The organism is Bacteroides sp. MSB163 (assembly GCF_036416795.1).
Lineage (GTDB): Bacteria > Bacteroidota > Bacteroidia > Bacteroidales > Bacteroidaceae > Bacteroides > Bacteroides maternus.
In genome coordinates, this window is the sequence record NZ_CP143867.1 from 2251810 (window position 1) to 2270535 (window position 18726).

At 44.8% G+C, this 18726-nt stretch carries 6 protein-coding genes and 1 pseudogene; all 7 read left to right on the forward strand.

Annotated features, from left to right (window positions below; translation table 11 throughout):
- The first annotated feature begins 16 nt into the window (after positions 1 to 16).
- The 7 genes and pseudogenes from VYM24_RS07855 to VYM24_RS07885 all read left to right on the forward strand — a co-directional run bounded on the left by VYM24_RS07855 (position 17) and on the right by VYM24_RS07885 (position 18715).
- Entirely contained in the window at positions 17 to 1549 is a 1533-nt protein-coding gene (locus VYM24_RS07855) for a cellulase family glycosylhydrolase (protein ID WP_330941910.1), read from the forward strand.
- Between the two features lie 198 nt (positions 1550 to 1747).
- Positions 1748 to 5818 (forward strand): hybrid sensor histidine kinase/response regulator transcription factor, encoded by a 4071-nt coding sequence (locus tag VYM24_RS07860; RefSeq protein WP_330941911.1) that lies wholly within the window; start codon positions 1748 to 1750, stop codon positions 5816 to 5818.
- A gap of 136 nt (positions 5819 to 5954) precedes the next feature.
- Entirely contained in the window at positions 5955 to 8834 is a 2880-nt protein-coding gene (locus tag VYM24_RS07865; RefSeq protein ID WP_330941912.1) for a TIM-barrel domain-containing protein, read from the forward strand.
- A 247-nt stretch (positions 8835 to 9081) separates the two neighbouring features.
- Positions 9082 to 11670, forward strand: coding sequence for a glycoside hydrolase family 2 TIM barrel-domain containing protein (locus tag VYM24_RS07870; protein WP_330941913.1), 2589 nt, complete (start codon positions 9082 to 9084; stop codon positions 11668 to 11670).
- Positions 11671 to 11961: 291 nt separating this feature from the next.
- Positions 11962 to 14175 (forward strand): annotated as a pseudogene (locus tag VYM24_RS07875) (glycoside hydrolase family 3 C-terminal domain-containing protein).
- Between the two features lie 265 nt (positions 14176 to 14440).
- Entirely contained in the window at positions 14441 to 15607 is a 1167-nt protein-coding gene (locus VYM24_RS07880) for a T9SS type A sorting domain-containing protein (RefSeq protein WP_330941914.1), read from the forward strand.
- Between the two features lie 18 nt (positions 15608 to 15625).
- The gene (locus VYM24_RS07885) at positions 15626 to 18715 is read left to right on the forward strand and encodes an RHS repeat domain-containing protein (protein WP_330941915.1); all 3090 of its coding nucleotides are present in this window, start codon (positions 15626 to 15628) and stop codon (positions 18713 to 18715) included.
- Positions 18716 to 18726 lie beyond the last annotated feature (11 nt).

The window sequence follows — 18726 nt, forward strand, 5'->3', positions numbered from 1 at the left end:
ATGATAAAAAAATAAGATGAAAAATACTATTAAACAACTGGGGATTTGCCTGGTGCTGTCGGCATTGTCCCTTTTGCCCGTCTTGTCAGCTTGTTCTGACAGTAACGACGCACCGGCTGCGCCGGAAATCGTAATTTCCGAAAACATTCTGACGAATGGAATAAATTTCTCCAAAACAGGAGGAACGAGTACACTTTCTATCAAGTCGAATGTGTCGTTGGAAGTCATCAGCAATCAGGATTGGTGTACGGTAACTCCCGCTGTCTCCGCTTCGGCTACAGTTTTTAGGTATACGGTGACGGTGGAAGAAAATCCTGATGCGGTGGAACGTACTGCCACTGTTACCGTGAATGGTGGTGGTTTGACGGAAACCGTTACGGTGAAGCAACTTGCCGGTGAACTGCCTGATATGGGTATGGAAAGTGATGCCATGACTTTGGCTGCGAAGATAAAGCTCGGTTGGAATCTGGGTAATTCTTTGGAAGCATGCAATGTGACTTACGCAAACGGGTTTGTGTGGGGCACCAACTCGCTGAGTGATATGGATCCGGGAGAGACCAAATGGGGAAATCCGGCAACGACCCAGAAAATGATCAGTGCTGTAAAAGCTGCCGGTTTCAATGCTGTGAGAATTCCTTGTGCATGGTATGGATATATGGAGAATGAGACGGATTATACAATTAAAGCTTCCTGGCTGAACCGTGTGCAGGAGGTAGTGGATTATTGCTATGCCGAGAATATGTATGTCATCCTGAATATCCACTATGACGGAGGCTGGCTGGAAAAGAATTGTAAGGCAGTCGTGCAGGACAATGTGAACAAAGTGCAGAAGGCTTTGTGGACGCAGATTGCCACAAAGTTCAAGGACTATGACGAACATTTGTTATTTGCCGGATGCAACGAACCCAATGCTGCCAATACCGCTGAAATGGAAGTACTGAAGTCATACGAACAGACCTTCATAGATGCCGTGCGTGCTACGGGGGGGAACAATGCGCTCCGCAACCTGATTGTCCAAGGTCCCAATACGGATATCACGAATACTTCGGATTATGGCCAACTGCCTGTGGATAACGTACCCAACCGCTTGATGGTGGAGATACACTACTACACCCCGTGGAACTTCTGCGGAATGACAACGGATGAGAGCTGGGGAAAGATGGCCTACTTCTGGGGAACCGAATATCATGTAGACGGATCTGACAGAAACTACCAGCCCGGCGGTTACGCAAGTGCGGAAGCGGAAATGGAAGCTCTTTTCAAAAAGATGCAGACGAAATATGTCAGCCAGGGCATTCCGGTGATTTTGGGTGAATTCGGTGCCAACAGACGCTCTTCCCTAACTGGAGATGAGTTGACCAAGCATCTGGCTTCGCGCGCTTATTATCTGAAAACGGTGGTTTCTAATGCCGGGAAGTATGGTCTTGTTCCTTTCTACTGGGATAATGGATATAATGGAGACAATACGATGGCTCTCTTTAACCGTAATACCTGTAAGGTTTACGACCAGCAAGCGTTGGATGCCCTGATAGAGGGGATTGCAAACTAATTGGGAAATATAGGTTTTTCATAAATATAGGTTCTCTTAGCTAAGAGATAGGTTTTTAATACAGGTTTTTTTTGATTGGTGCTGGGAAGCGGCTTCTGTGAGGGAAGTGGCTTCCCTATTTTCTATGGAAAACCTTGTTTATACAGTAAATTTTTGTTTCATTTGTAATGTGTTAGCTACCACCTTATACCTAATGCCATGAAGAGATTGATTTTACTTATTGTACTGGTCGTTGTAATGTGCTTCTCTGCCGTTGCGCACAATTTCATGTTCAAGCACCTGGAAGTCAGGGACGGGATGCCCAGCAACCAAATTAATGCTATCTACAAGGATTCGAGAGGCTTTATGTGGTTCGGAACCGCATCCGGCCTGACGCGTTACGACGGATATCGTTTCAAAGTCTTTTATAGTTCGGACAATGACCCCACATCTTTGCCCGACAGTTACATCGAGAAAATAGTGGAAGATGGTGAAGGTCGTTTGTGGATACGTACCGGAGAGAATGGATATATCATATATAATTGGGATACGGAAAACTTTGTGCGTGATGTGCGTTCTTGGATGTGGAACATCGGAATAGACGGAACTCCCCGGCATGTATTTGTAGACAGCCTGAAGAATATGTGGTTTGTCGTGGACGGGAAGGGATGTTATCGCTACCGTCCCGGAGAGAAAAAGGCAGATGTCCTGCCTTTTGGTGAGAAAGGAATACCCGAAGGTATCGTTATTGATATGATTGAGTGCAAGGATGGCATTGTATTGGTATATGAGAACGGGCACGTGTTCTGCATCGACCGTGAAGAAGTAAAGGTGAAGTGGGAATTGACGGATATAATGGAAAAGATGGGAAACCGCACCGATATTTTCTTCTTGTATGTGGATAAGGACGAGGATTTATGGATATACGGCTCTCCCGGCGTGTGGGCGTATAATCTGCCGGAAAAGAAATGGCAGTCGCAATGGGACTTTAACGACAGGGGACAGGCACATGTGGTTGCCATTGCCCAGGATAGGCAGGGGCGCATCTGGTTTGGAAAAGACCAGGATGGCATTGACATCTGGAATAAGGCGACAGGCGAAACCGTTTCACTTACTTACAATGTGGATGATGAACGCGGATTGCCCAACAATACCATTAACGTGTTTTATGAGGATGACAGCGGGGTGATGTGGATAGGGACTTATAAGAAAGGTGTGGCCTATTATAATGAGAGCATTTTTAAGTTTTCCATCAACCGCCTGGGCGATATCAACTGCCTGGAAGAGTGTGGTAATGGTTGCCTGTGGCTGGGCAGCAATGATGCCGGATTAATGCATTGGAACTCACGGACGGACGAAAAGAAAATATATACCCACTCACGGACGGGTAATTCCATAGCCTCCAATGTAATTGTCACTTTGTTGCAGGCAACCGACGGCAAACTGTGGATAGGCACTTTCTGGGAAGGTCTGGACTGCTTTGACGGTAAACGCTTCGTGAATTACCGCAACCGTCCCGGAGATGAGAATTCGCTGGCTAACAATAATGTTTGGGCGCTGGCGGAAGACAAGGATGGAAATATATGGATTGGTACGTTAGGCGGAGGCCTGCAATGCCTGAATCCGAAGACGGGGAAGTTTATCACCTATACCATGGCTAATTCCGACCTCATCTCCAATCATATTTCTTCTATCTGCATCACCCGCGACAATCGGCTTGTTATCGGCACCGCTTCTACGGGTGTTGCCATTATGGATTTGAACATTCGGAAGATAACCAATATGGTAGGTAACCTGTCGGGGAGCCAGCGTTTCTCCAATCAAAGTATAAATCAGGTCTATGAAGATAGTCGGGGACTGATATGGATAGGAACGCGCAATGGGCTGAATCTGTATAACCCGAAGAATGACCGTTTGCAGATTGTCTCTTCCGGTCGGGACGAAGCAATGGAATACATTGCCGGTATTGCGGAGGATGAGAACAAAAATATGTGGGTGACCACGGGGAACGGGGTACTGAATATTATCCCTTCCATCGATACGAAAACCGCAGATTATGCATTCCATTATTATGTATATGATGATAAGGATGGTTTGCAAGGGTCGGAGTTCAATCAGCGTTCCATCAAGCAGCTCACTTCGGGAGAGATTGCGATGGGGGGCATGTACGGGCTCAATACATTCAGTCCTAACGGCATCAAATATAACCTTACGCTACCGAAGGTGATGTTTACCGGCTTCCAGCTGTTCAATGAAGAGATTGAGATCGGGAAGGAGTACGGAGGGCGCGTCTTGCTGCGCGAGTCGTTGAATAAAGTCAGGGAGATAGAACTCGACTATAAACAGAATGTCTTCACCGTACTGTTTGCATCGGACAATTACATCATGCCTGATAAGACCCGGTATTTGTACAAGTTGGAAGGTTTTAACGAAGACTGGCTGTCGGGTACGGCCGATATGCACCGCGTCACTTACACGAATCTGGCGCCCGGTACTTACCAGCTGAAAGTAAAAGCCGTCAATGGTGACGGATATGCAGGGACGGAGGAAGCGAGCCTTAAGATTATCATCCGGCCACCTTTCTGGATGACTTCATGGGCATACGTCATTTATGTTTTGTCGCTGATAGGGGTACTGATGCTTGCCCGCAATGCGGTGCTGCGCCGTGAGCGTAATAAATTCAAAATACAGCAAATGGAACATGAAGCGGAGAGGAATGAGGAGGTGAACCAGATGAAGTTCCGTTTCTTCACCAATGTGAGTCATGAGTTGCGTACTCCGTTGACGCTGATTATCTCACCGTTGGAGAGTATGATAAAAGAGACGAAGGATGAAAGGAAACTGGGCCAGTTGAAGTTGATGCACCGCAATGCCTCACGCCTGCTGAATTTGGTGAATCAGCTGCTGGACTTCCGTAAGAATGAGGTGGCAGGTCTGCATCTCAGCCTTTCCGAAGGAGAAATCGTGTCGTATGTTCACTCTATATGCAACTCATTCCTGATGCTTTCGGAAAAGAAGAACGTGCATCTCACTTTTTTCTCGGCGGTAGAATCGCTGAATATGTCGTTCGATGAGGATAAGATGGGTAAGGTAGTGATGAATCTGCTTTCTAATGCGTTTAAGTTTACTCCGGATGGAGGGAGGGTGGATGTCTCTCTTGAACTGATAAAAGGAACTACGGAAACATTGGAAATCAAAGTATCCGATACGGGGGTAGGTATCAGCGACCTTGATAAAGAACGTATATTCGAACGTTTCTATCAATCGGAGCGTAAAGGCGATGGTAATCCCAGTACGGGGAGTGGTATCGGTTTGAGTCTGGTGCGCGATTACGTTACGTTACATGGCGGTGTAGTGCGCGTGTTCGACAATGTGGGTACGGGCAGTGTGTTTGTGGTAGATATCCCCGTAAAGCATTCCGTAGTCAATGTGGTTACTCCACTCTCCGAAGAAGCGGCGGAAGAGGATGCGGTGGCTTTGGCATTGGAATCAGAAGAAAAGCCGGAGATTGAAGTACCGGGCGAAGACGGGAGAAAGAAGCCACTTGCGCTGATTGTAGATGACAATGAAGACTTTGTTTCTTTCATGCGCTATACATTAAGTCTGTATTTCCGTATAGAATCTGCCGGAAACGGAAAGATAGCCTGGCAGATGATACCGGAACTGATGCCGGATATCATCGTCTGTGACGTGATGATGCCTGAAATGGACGGGAACGAACTGTGCCGTTGGGTGAAGGCTGACAAGCGTACAAGTAATATTCCGTTTGTGTTACTTACGGCCAAGCAATCCGTAGAGAATAAGGTGGAAGGCCTGACGATTGGTGCTGATGACTATGTGACGAAACCTTTCAATATGGAGGTACTGATTTTGCGCATGCGCAAACTGATAGATTTGAGTAGCAAAAATAAACTTCGCACCCGTATTGATCCCGAACCGAGTGAAATTGTTATCACTTCGATGGATGAAAAGCTGATTGAGAATGCGATAAAGTATGTGGAGACCCATATTGCCCGTCCCGATTTATCTGTGGAAGAATTGAGTCATGAACTGGGCATGAGCCGGGTGCATCTCTATAAAAAGCTGTTGCAGATTACCGGTAAAACTCCGATAGAATTTATTCGCATTATCCGGCTGAAACGTGCGGCACAACTTCTGCGCGAGAGCCAGCAGAATGTGTCGGAGGTTGCCTATCAGGTGGGCTTCAATAACCCCAAATATTTCAGTAAGTATTTCAAGGATGAATTCGGTGTTTTACCCTCTGTATATCAGGAAAAGGAGGGTAAATAACAAAAAGTACCCATTGTTGAAACATCTGATATTTCTATAAATCAAATAAGCCCTTTCCTTTCAACATCGGGAGGGCTTGTTTACTGTATGATTTCCTACTTTTACACTCGGAGAAAATAACTTTAAAAACAAAGATATGAAATTGAAAAACACTTCAGTTTGTTTGCTCGCGGGATGGATGCTGATGGCATGCTCCGGAGGCGGGTATGAGAAGACAAGTAACGGCATTATTGTAAATGTCGAACAACAGCAACCGACAGATGTGCGAAAGGTGAAGGTTGAAGTAATGGGAGAGAAGTTGATTCATGTGTCGGCCACTCCCGAAAAAAACTTTTCAAAGGCGGAAAGCCTGATTATAGTTCCCCAAAAAGATAAGACGGATTTCAGCGTGGAAGAAAGTGAAGATGCCGTTTCGGTAAAAACCTCGGAGGTGTGCGCCATCGTATCCAAAGCTACGGGTGAAGTACGCTTTACCGATGCTTCCGGTAACCTGATTTTGGCGGAAGATGAGAAGGGCAGGAGTTTCCAGCCTATCGAAGTGCAGGGAACAAAGGCGTATACGGTCCGTCAGGTATTCCAGTCACCCGATGATGAGGCGTTCTACGGACTGGGACAACACCAGGCTGATGAATTCAACTATAAAGGTAAGAACGAGGAACTTTTCCAGTATAATACAAAGGTTTCTGTACCTTTTATCGTTTCCAATAAGAATTACGGTATTCTGTGGGATAGTTATTCGCTTTGCCGTTTCGGCGATCCACGTGATTATGCACAGTTAAGCACAGTTTTCAAACTCTATGATAAGGAGGGCAAGGAAGGGACTTTGACAGGAACATACGTACCCTCTCAGAAATCGACAGCGGAGACACTGGTACGCCGGGAAGATTCTGTTTATTTTGAACATCTGAAATCGGAAGATTTGTCGAAGGTGGTGAACCTGCCCGAAGGATTTCCTTTCATGGGTTCGCAGGTGACGTATGAAGGAGAAATTGAGCCGATGGAGAGTGGTCAGTTCCGTTTCATCCTCTATTATGCAGGATATATGAAGGTGTATATTGACAATGAACTGGTAGTTCCCGAACGTTGGCGTACGGCTTGGAATCCGAACAGTTATAAGTTTGCGGTAGACCTGAAAGCCGGCAAGCGTGTTCCATTGAAGATTGAATGGACTCCCGACGGATATGTATCCTATTGCGGTTTGCGTGCGTTGTCTCCTGTATCTGCTGAAGAACAGAACAAACAGTCGTGGTGGGGAGAGATGCAGAATGAAATCGATTATTATTTTGTTTATGGCGAGGATATGGACGAGGTAATCAGTGGATACCGTGCTCTGACCGGAAAATCACAAATCATGCCGAAGTGGGCGATGGGATACTGGCAGAGCCGCGAACGTTATAAGACGCAGGAAGAAATATTGGATGCTTTGAAGGAATTCCGTAAACGTCAGATTCCCATTGATAATATTGTGCTCGACTGGAGCTACTGGCCGGAAAATGCCTGGGGCAGTCATGAGTTCGACAAAGCTCGTTTCCCTGATCCGAAAGGAATGGTAGATTCTATTCATGCCCTGAATGCCAAGATGATGATTTCCGTTTGGCCGAAATTCTATATGACCACGGAACATTATAAAGAGTTTGATGAAAAAGGCTGGATGTATCAGCAGGCCGTTAAAGACAGCATCCGTGACTGGATTGGCCCCGGTTACATTGGTTCTTTCTATGATGCTTATGCTGAGGGTGCACGGAAACTGTTCTGGAAACAGATGGAAGATCATCTTTATCCCCTCGGAATTGATGCCTGGTGGATGGATGCCAGTGAACCGAATGTACGCGACTGTACGGATTTGGCTTACCGGAAAGCTTTATGTGGTCCGACTGCTCTCGGTCCGTCCGATCAATATTTCAATGCGTATGCGTTGATGAATGCTGAGGCTATTTATGACGGACAACGTGCCATAGACAATGACAAACGTGTATTCTTGCTGACTCGTTCGGGATTTGCCGGATTGCAACGTTATTCTACCGCAACGTGGAGTGGCGATATCGCTACCCGTTGGGAAGATATGAAGGCACAGATTTCTGCCGGACTGAATTTTGCACTCAGCGGTATTCCTTACTGGACAATGGACATTGGCGGATTCTGCGTAGAAAAACGCTATGAGGACGGACAAAAGGAATTCAATAAGACCGGAAAAGAGAATGCGGACTATAAGGAATGGCGTGAGTTGAATACGCGTTGGTATCAGTTTGGCGCATTCTGTCCGTTGTTCCGTGCGCATGGACAGTATCCGTTCCGTGAGGTGTGGAATATAGCTCCCGAAGGACATCCGGCTTATAGTTCTATAGTGTATTATACGAAGTTACGCTATACGATGATGCCTTATATTTATTCATTGGCCGGGATGACTTATTTTGATGATTATACAATTATGCGTCCGCTGGTAATGGACTTTACGGCAGATACAAAGGTGAATAATATCAGTGACCAGTTTATGTTCGGTCCGGCGTTGATGGCGGCTCCGGTGTATGAGTATGGTGCACGCAATCGGGAGGTCTATTTCCCGGCAACTTGCGGTTGGTATGATTTCTATACCGGTAAGTATATGGCCGGTGGCGGGCAGTTGAAAGTGGACGCTCCCTATGAACGTATGCCGCTCTATGTACGCGAAGGGGCTATTGTGCCTTACGGACCGGAAATGCAGTATAGTGACGAGAAGCCTGCGGAAGAAATTACACTGTATGTATATGCGGGTAAAGATGGTGAGTTCACTTTGTACGAGGATGAAGGTGTGAATTACAACTACGAAAAAGGACAGTATGCCACTATCCCGTTTACTTATAATGATGCGGAAGGTACTCTGACTATTGGTGACCGTGCAGGAGAATTTCCCGGTATGCTGAAAGAACGTACATTTAACGTTGTAAAGGTAAGTAAGGATAAGCCGCAACCTTTTGACGCAAAGGCTAAGGGTATGGTGGTGAAGTATGATGGGAAGCGGCAGAGTGTAAAATTGTAAAACGAGTAAATGATAATTTAGGGGCATGATACTCGGACTATCTTAATTCTCCTCCTCCTGGGAGGAGGAGTACCCGTAGGGGGAGGTGGTAGGTAAAACAAATACCTATGAATCACAAGGCTAAGGAATTCTTTCTCACCTACCACCCCGCCCTTTGGGCACCCCTCCTCCCAGGAGGAGGGGAATTAAGATAGTCCGTATATCAGTAGACTGCCGCCGCTAAATTATCATTTATACAATCAATATCATGAAACAACTATTTATAATACTAATATCCTGTTTGCTCCTCTTCTTAATATTGGGAGGTTGTACCTCCGCTGAACGGGTTACTGATAGCCGTCGACAGGACTTCACCGCTGACTGGACTTTCCATTTGGGAGATGACTCTGCGGCATCCCGTCCCGATTATGACGACACGGCATGGCGGATCCTCAATCTTCCACATGACTGGGCCATCGAGGGGGAATTCAGCAGAGATAATCCTTCCGGAACAGGAGGCGGGGCATTACCCGGTGGTATCGGTTGGTATCGCAAAACGTTTACTGTTGACAAAGCGGATGAAGGCAAGCGCTTGTATATTGATTTTGACGGTGTATATATGAATTCGGAAGTCTTTATCAATGGTCATTCTCTTGGTGTACGTCCTTATGGATATGTCTCGTTCAGTTACGATCTGACTCCCCATATCAAGTGGGGCGGAAAGAATGTAGTTGCCGTACGTGTGGACAATGCGGAACAACCTAATTCCCGCTGGTACTCGGGATGTGGCATCTACCGTAATGTATGGCTTACGAAACTTAACCCTGTGCATATAGCGCAATGGGGTACTTTTATCACGGCGGAAGACGTGTCGAAGAACAGTGCCCGGCTAAACATACGTACTAAAATACAGTATGATGTGGCCGCTCAACTGCAAGATTCCGTGAAGCAGGCGGATGGCACGTATGTTGTTTTTGACTCGGAAATTGTTCCCCTGGCAGATGTTGTGTTGCAGTCACGGCTGATGGATGCGGAAGGGCATGTTGTGGGTGAGGTTGCATCGGAACTGCAAGTGATACCTGCCTGTCCGAACGAGGTAGAACAGGAAATTGTAGTGAAGACTCCTAATCTCTGGAGCGTGAACACTCCTTATATATATAAGGTACACAGTATCCTTATTGATAAGATAACCGGTAAGGTACTGGATAATTACTGTACGAATACCGGTATCCGTACCTTCCGTTTTGATGCACAGAAAGGGTTTATTCTGAATGGAGAACGGCTGAAGATTAATGGTGTATGTATGCATCACGATCTGGGGTGTCTTGGGGCGGCAGTCAATATCCGCGCTATCGAGCGCCAGCTGGAGATACTGCAAGAAATGGGCTGTAACGGCATTCGCTGTTCTCATAATCCTCCCTCACCTGAACTGCTCGATCTTTGTGACCGTATGGGATTTATCGTAATGGATGAGACGTTCGATATGTGGCGCAAAAGAAAAACGGCTCATGATTATTCCCGTTACTTCAACGAGTGGCATGAACGCGATCTGACGGACTTGATACTTCGCGACCGTAACCATCCTTCTGTTTTCATTTGGAGCATCGGTAACGAAGTGCTGGAACAATGGTCGGATGCAAAAGCGGATACGCTGACCTTGGAACAAGCGAATCTGATTCTGAATTTTGGTCATGATCAGAGTATGCTGGCGAAAGAAGGTGAGATGAGCGTGAACTCTTTACTGACGAAGAAACTGGCAGATATGGTAAAAGCCCTCGATTCTACCCGTCCCGTTACGGCTGGCTGTAATGAACCGAACCCGAATAATCACTTGTTCCGTTCGGGAGCATTAGATCTCATCGGCTTCAATTACCATGATGATTGGTTTGCCGGTGTACCCGAGAAATTTCCCGGTAAACCTTTCATTGTGGCGGAAAGTGTATCAGCACTGATGACACGTGGCTACTACCGGATGCCGAGTGACGAAACAGTTATTTGTCCTGAACGTTGGGATAAACCTTATTTTGATGATAGTTTCTTCTGTTCTTCGTATGATAACTGTCATGTACCTTGGGGGAACAGCCATGAGGGCACGATGCGCCACGTGAAAAATAATGATTTTATCAGCGGACAGTATGTCTGGACCGGGTTTGACTATTTGGGTGAACCGACTCCTTACGGTTGGCCTGCCCGTAGCTCTTATTTCGGTATTGTCGATCTGGCCGGTTTCCCGAAAGATGTGTATTATCTTTATCAGTCGGAATGGTATCCGGAGAAAAAAGTATTGCACCTTTTTCCGCATTGGAATTGGACGCCGGGACAGGATATAGATATGTGGGCTTATTATAATAATGCGGATGAGGTAGAGCTTTTTGTAAATGGTGAGTCGCAGGGCGTGCGTACAAAAGGTAAGGATGATTTTCATGTCGTATGGCGTGTGAGGTATGAACCGGGTGTGGTAAAAGTCGTTTCCCGCAAGGATGGAAAAACGGTATTGGAAAAGGAAATACATACAGCCGGAGAACCTGCACAGATACGCTTGACAGCTGATCGGAATGAAATCAAATCAGATGGCAGAGATCTTAGTTTTGTAACAGTGGAGGTACTGGATAAAGATGGTAATCTTTGTCCGAATGCCGATAGTCAGATCATGTTCGATGTGCAAGGTGCAGGATTCATTGCCGGTGTAGACAATGGTAGTCCTGTTTCAATGGAGAAATTCAAAGCTGATCATCGCAAGGCTTTCTATGGGAAGTGCCTGGTGGTTGTTCAAAGTGACGGAAAATCCGGAGGCATCAAACTGACGGCTACATCCGAAGGATTGAAAACGGCAGTGACCGCTATTAAAGCAAAATAAAAGTAACTTGTTAGCAGAATTCATTCATAACGGTATAGAAAAGAACAAAAGTGATTAGTGTTTGGTGATAAGTGATTAGCGCCATTCGGTATACTATTTTTTAGACGCGGATGACACGGATAACGCGGATAACGCGGATTTAAAAGGCTGCGCTATAAACGTGGATAAAAAAAAGATCCGCGTCATCCGTGTCATCCGCGTCTAAAAGATTATTTATCATTTAGCTCATAACCGAAAAGAAATGAATGAATTCCGCCAACGACTAAAAGTAATATCTTTAATGTAATAATAATGAAGAAACAACTCTTTTCAACTCTCCTGTTTGCCTGTTCATTGACTACTCTGACAGCGCAAACTCCTGTATATTTAGATGATACGCAACCCATTGAAGCACGTGTAAAAGATGCTCTCAACCGTATGACACTGGAAGAGAAAGTAGCCCTTTGCCATGCGCAGAGCAAATTCAGCAGTCCCGGTGTGCCCCGTCTTGGTATCCCCGAACTTTGGATGAGTGATGGACCTCACGGTGTTCGTGCAGAAATCAACTGGAATGATTGGGGATATGCCAAATGGACTAATGACAGTATTACTGCTTTTCCTGCCTTGACTTGTCTTGCCGCTACCTGGAATCCGGAAATGTCCGCCATCTACGGCAAGGCTATTGGTGAAGAAGCCCGTTATCGGGAAAAAGATGTTCTTTTGGGCCCCGGCGTTAATATCTATCGTACTCCTCTGAATGGCCGTAATTTTGAATACATGGGGGAAGATCCTTATCTGGCAGGCGTGATGTGTGTACCTTATATTCGGGAGATACAGAAAAACGGGGTTGCCGTAAGTGTGAAACACTATGCTCTGAACAATCAGGAGTTATGGCGTGGACACATTGATGTGCAACTAAGTAATCGTGCCTTACACGAAATCTACCTCCCCGCTTTCAAGGCTGCTGTGCAGAAAGGCGGTGCCTGGACCGTGATGGGAGCCTATAACAAGGTGCGTGGTCAGCACGCCTGCCACAGTGATCTTTTGCTGAATAAGATTTTGAAGAACGACTGGGGTTTTGACGGTGTAGTCGTAACCGATTGGGGTGGTGCCCATGATACTTACGAAGCAGCCATGAATGGCTTGGACATCGAGATGGGATCCTATACCAACGGTCTGACCTCAGAAAGTGCATTTACCTTCGACGATTATTATCTGGCTAAACCTTATCTCCGGATGTTGAAGGAAGGTAAGGTACCTATGAGCACAGTGGATGATAAAGCATCCCGTATTCTTCGCTTGATATTCCGCACGGCGATGAATCGTCAGAAACCTTATGGTTCGCTAACAAGTGAAGAACATTATCAGGCTGCCCGTGAGATTGGTAATGAGGGTATTGTGCTTCTGAAAAACACACCTGTCCAGAAAAAAGGTATCCCTTTGCTGCCGCTTGATGGCTCTAAATATCAACGTATACTGGTAGTAGGTGACAATGCTGTCCGCTTGTTGAACGAAGGAGGCGGTTCTTCTGAACTGAAGGTAAAAGATATGGTATCTCCACTCGATGGTATGCGCGCTCTTTATGGTGACAAGGTGGTTTATACGAAAGGTTACGCTGCCGGACGTCCGATGTATGGGCGTGCAGAAGAAATTCCCCGGTCGGTGATGGATTCCTTGCGCACAGCAGCGACTGAACTTGCCAAAGAAGCCGATCTTGTGATTTTGTTCGGTGGATTGAATAAGAATCATTTTCAGGATTGTGAAGCTGGCGACCGTGTGACATACGGTTTGCCATTCGGACAAAATGAACTGATTGAATCTCTGTTGGGAGTCAATAAAAATATGGTATTGGTATTGTTGAGTGGTAATGCCGTGGAAATGCCTTGGCTGAATAAAGTTCCGGCCGTCCTGCAAGGTTGGTATCTGGGATCTATGGGTGGCAATTCACTTGCTGATGTACTGAGTGGTGCGGTGAATCCCAGCGGAAAACTTCCTTTTTCCTTCCCTGTGAAATTGACGGATTGCGGTGCGCATGCATTTGACGAATTGAGTTATCCGGGTGATAGTATCAAGCAGGTCTACAAAGAAGATATTCTGGTAGGTTATCGTTGGCATGATGCCAAGAAGATTCCCGCCTTATTCCCTTTCGGGTATGGTTTGAGTTATACGACTTTTGCCTATGGCAAACCAGTAGCTTCTGCTAAAACAATAACTGCTGACAATTCTCTGACTGTGACCATTCCTGTAAAGAATACGGGTAGTATTGCCGGAAAGGAAGTCGTGCAATTATATGTAAGAGATGAAAAATGTAGTGTTTTGCGTCCTGTGAAAGAGTTAAAGGCGTTCCAAAAGATAACTTTGGCACCGGGTGAAGAAAAAGAAGTAACCTTCACCATCACTCTGGATGATTTGAAGTTCTATGATGAAACTGTTGGCGGATGAACGGCAGAACCGGGTAAGTTTAAGGCTTATATCGGAGCCTCTTCCGCAGATATTCGTGGAACGGTCGGGTTCGAACTGAAATAGTGGGAGCTCTCACTTTGGCTGAGAGTTTGTTAAAAATGACGGATAGTGTGCGGGTGAATTATTATTTGCCCGCACTTATTGTTTTATAGGGCGTATCTGAGAAATAAGTAGGTTATGTGATGATATTTTTAGTGTTAAAGGCTAAAATGAAGTGAAGATGTAATATAAACGAAAGTTCCTGTTACATATCTTTTAGCTTTTCAGTGTTTGATTCCTTATCTTTGTGATATTCAAAGAATCTTTTTACGCCTTTAACCTGAAAAATATGAGAAACATGAAAACGCTGCTATTTTTATTAGGTAACCTTTTTATTCTGACGGTTCAGGCACAATCCTTGCAGTCATCTTGCAATCAGCCCCGTAGTGGTGACCGGCTCGTGAAACGTATGATTGCTACTTGCGAACCGGGGCCAAGTGGAAGTGGGCAAATCTGGGATTTTAGTGATCTGGAACTTAAGGATGCCGGTTATGAATTGAAGTACGTGTCGCAAGGCATTGATACTATCGTTGGTATTGAGCATCATACCATGTACTATTACCGTACCTCCGGTGATTCTCTTTTTTGTCTGGGTTATGAAAATCCTTCTACTTTTATTTTTTATCAAAAGCCGGAGTTGCTTATGGCTTTTCCTGTCTTTCAAGGGCGGGTAATGACTGATTACTTTGATGGAAAAGGAAATTACTGTGAACGGATGGAGGTGCGGCTGCGTGGTAAAAGTACTGTCAAGGCCGATGCTTCCGGTATTTTGATACTGCCTGAAGGAGATACGCTGCGTAAAGTCATTCGTACTTATACTCATAAGCTCATTCATCAAAGAATGCTTCCAAGGATTGCCATGCAGGATTCCTTGCAGTTGGATACTCTATCTTTTGGGTTAAATCGTGACAGCATTGAGTATTTGCTGGTCGGTGACTCTGTTCGTCAGGAAGTTGAGGCATGGCGTTGGTATGCAGACGGTTACCGTTATCCCATAATGGAAACCGTGAAAAGCATCGTTTATAGGTTTGGAGTTCCTCATGAGCATTTTACCATATCCTTTACCTATCTGCCCGATGAGCAATATTATGATTTACCTTATGATACAGACAACCAGGAACGACGTGATCTGAGTGCTGATGAAGAGCATGAACGGAATTGGAAAAATGCCGATGAAAGCGCCCAAAACAAGAAAAATAATAGTGTGATAAGTTATAACTTCCATATAGGAAAGGGTGGAAGCTTGCACATTAATTATGAATTGAAGCAACCGGAAGAAGTAACTTTGATGCTTTACGACCTGCAGGGGTGTCAGTTGGCGGGGATTCAACATGCCGGCCAAACTATTGGCAATTATAAAGAAGTAATTTCTATGGATAGTTGTCCGAGAGGTGAATACCTGCTTCGGATAACTGTCGGAGAGAATCTGTATGGAGAAAAGATAATCAAATACTAATAAGAAACGACTGTAATTATGTTACATAATAAAATACTTAGGAGCGGTATACTTTTCTTTGCCGCTATCCATATATCCATTGTTCTAAACGGACAGACGGCCATTCAGCCGGTTGCTCCTTCTGTTCCCACGTCTCCTCAGGCTGAGGCTTTCAAGAAGTATGGAGATTTTGAAATTAATTATTCAACGGGAATTCCTGATATCTCTATTCCGCTGTTTGAGATTAACCATCGGGGTTATAAATTACCGATAATCTTGAAGTATAATCCGCAGCCGCTTCGTCCCGGCTATAATTATGACGTTTATGGGCACGGCTGGGGACTATCTGTCAACAGTTGCATTTCGAGGACTATCGAGTATCTTCCGGACGAATGGAGGGATTTTAAATTGGAAACGGATAAATTGTCGAATAGTTTTGAAGTTTATAGAAGAGGAGGAGGCATTACGAATATTAATCTTGGGCATGATATTTTTAATGCTGTTCTGCCGGACGGTTCGTCTTTCGAGTTTGTGGTTCGCAGAGGGACAGATGGACTGGAATACATTGTTTCGGATAGCAGGTCGGTCCAGATCAGTTGCAGTCACTCTTCTTCCAACATAAATTCCTTTACAGTGATTGACGAGCACGGCATAAAGTACATTTTTGACGGAGCTGATACTCCTTACAGAGGGATTGGTGCACCGAGTAGCGTGTATTACGATTCCTATGTATCCTGGCAGCTGTCAAGTATTCAATTGCCGAACTCTACGGAACCTATCGTATTTCGTTACGGTCTTTCCATGGCATCCAAATACAAACGATATGCCAAGAATGCCGCTGTCCTTCTACGCTATGATCTTGAATCGCCTTATACGGGAAAGGCGGATGCCATAGAGAATTACCAAGTCTATTGCTATAAGATGAAACTTCTTACTTCCATTGAATACGGAAGCACAAGTATAAGTCTACTCTATAAGAACAGTGCGGCGAATGCTGAGTATAACTATGTGGATAAGGTCATAATCAAGGATAATGGTAACCTTGTCCGGGATATTCAGTTGAATAAATCAATACATACTTATTCCTGTGCCGGTGATCCGGATGGGGCTATAGCAAAATTGAATAGCATTGTCATTTCCGGAGAATCTGTTGATTCTATGGTTTATGAATGTACCTATACTGCAAACGGCGGTTATTTTGCCGGTACCGACCATTGGGGATACTTGAATAGTTCGGATGTACAGTATGAAATCGGTAATTTTAATATTTTTATCAGTTTCAACTATGACTTCATCCGGCATGCTCCGGTTGCCATCACCAAACTGACCAAATCTGCTCAAGAACTTTGTCCTTACGAAAAGATCAAACTTGCCAGCAGGAATTACGACCCTCGTGAACCTCTCGGACCGGACAGTCACGGAGTACTTCGTCGCTTAAGATATCCTACGGGTGGTTATACTGATTTTGAATTCGAAAATCACAAGTTTTTAACCTCAACAGCTGCTACCGGTGATTATATCCACGACAAGAGCAAACGTAGAGCCGTTAAGGCCGGTGGTTTCAGGATACGGCGAATCACTAACTATACGATGGAAGATTCCGTTGCGGATGTCAAGTGCTACGGATATGGAGAGGCGGACAACAACCATACGCACACGGGATTGGGAGAGGCGGTGGTAGATCCGAACATGTTGACTTATGCCAATTATACCAATGGAGCGAATTTTCCCCTCCGGTATATGCTTTTGGGCTTGAGCCCCACCGGAAAAAATGAAGCATTTACCCATCCTTATGAGAACGGGTATCCCTCGCAGGGTATTTGGGGTTGGGAATGTACTTTCACTGTCGACAACTTCCGAAGAATCTTGAATGGAAGGACACCGGTGGTCTATCCTGAAGTCACCGAGTATTACGGGGACATCTTCACTTATCCTTATTCAGCGGACAATACTACGGGCAAAACGGTGTACAAGTATGACATTTACGATATTCTTGCCAATGACACTCTGTTTTTTGAAGCGCCTCAGTATTATGGGAATAACTTGTCGTATACTCCTAAAAAATACCGCTATAATATATTGAAAGAAAAAACGGATTATGTTTATGAAAATCAGAGTTACAGAATCATTAGACAAGAGATTAACGAATGGTATAAAATTTATCAGGGTATACAGAATTATCAATATACCAATGCTTATCATACGGACCATACTCCTGCTAACGCAAGTTTGTATCCGTTTTTCACAACAAAGTTTTATTATTTGGGAAGCACGTTGCTGACATCACGCAAGGTGAAAACTTATGCCCAAAAAGTTTATACGGATGCTTATTATTATGTCACTGAAAAGGAAAATTATACTTATAATGTCAGAGGACAGCTGATAGAGAAAATTTTATCGGGTTACAAGTCTGGAAATATTAAAACGGCTTATACTTATCCGGTGATAAGTACAAACGGGACGACGTCTGCGGTCATTCAAGATATGGTGAATAAAAACATCATTTCTCCGGTTTTGGAAGAAAGAATCAGTTCGGATCTGCTTTCTTCGAGTAGTAGTGCTTTTCGGAATATATCAGGAACAAAAGCGGAGTACGGAATATTCAATGTTGGTAGTTCTACATTGTATTTGCCTTCCAAATTATATGAATTGAACCGATTCTCTATTTCCGACTATGTGCTCAGTAACGAAGTGTTTTCTTATTCTGAACAGGGCAATCTGCGTGAAGTGGTTTCAAAAGATGGCGTACATACAGTTTATTTGTGGAGTTATAAAGATCGTTATCTGATTGCGGAAATTAAGAACGCTACTTCTTCACAGGTCAGCGCAGCTGTTTCAAGTGTGTTTGGTATGACTATAGATGCCTTATCGCAGGTTGCGGTGCCTGATGTGACTAAACTGAAGTCTCTTCGAAAAAATACGAACTTGAAAGATGCTTTCGTTTCTACCTTCACTTATCAGCCATTAGTAGGAGTCACTTCGATGACCGATCCGAGCGGTATGACGACATACTATAATTATGACGGCTTGGGAAAGTTGGTAGAAACTTATTATTATGAAGGTAATGTAGTTTCATCAGACAAGAAACGTACGTTGCAGCAATATGAATATCATTATCGTAACCAGTAAAATCTGATAAG

Coding starts and splice junctions, on each gene's coding strand:
- VYM24_RS07870 (WP_330941913.1), top strand. CDS start 9,082: ATGAAACAACTATTTATAATACTAATATCCTGTTTGCTCCTCTTCTTA.
- VYM24_RS07885 (WP_330941915.1), top strand. CDS start 15,626: ATGTTACATAATAAAATACTTAGGAGCGGTATACTTTTCTTTGCCGCT.
- VYM24_RS07855 (WP_330941910.1), top strand. CDS start 17: ATGAAAAATACTATTAAACAACTGGGGATTTGCCTGGTGCTGTCGGCA.
- VYM24_RS07865 (WP_330941912.1), top strand. CDS start 5,955: ATGAAATTGAAAAACACTTCAGTTTGTTTGCTCGCGGGATGGATGCTG.
- VYM24_RS07880 (WP_330941914.1), top strand. CDS start 14,441: ATGAGAAACATGAAAACGCTGCTATTTTTATTAGGTAACCTTTTTATT.
- VYM24_RS07860 (WP_330941911.1), top strand. CDS start 1,748: ATGAAGAGATTGATTTTACTTATTGTACTGGTCGTTGTAATGTGCTTC.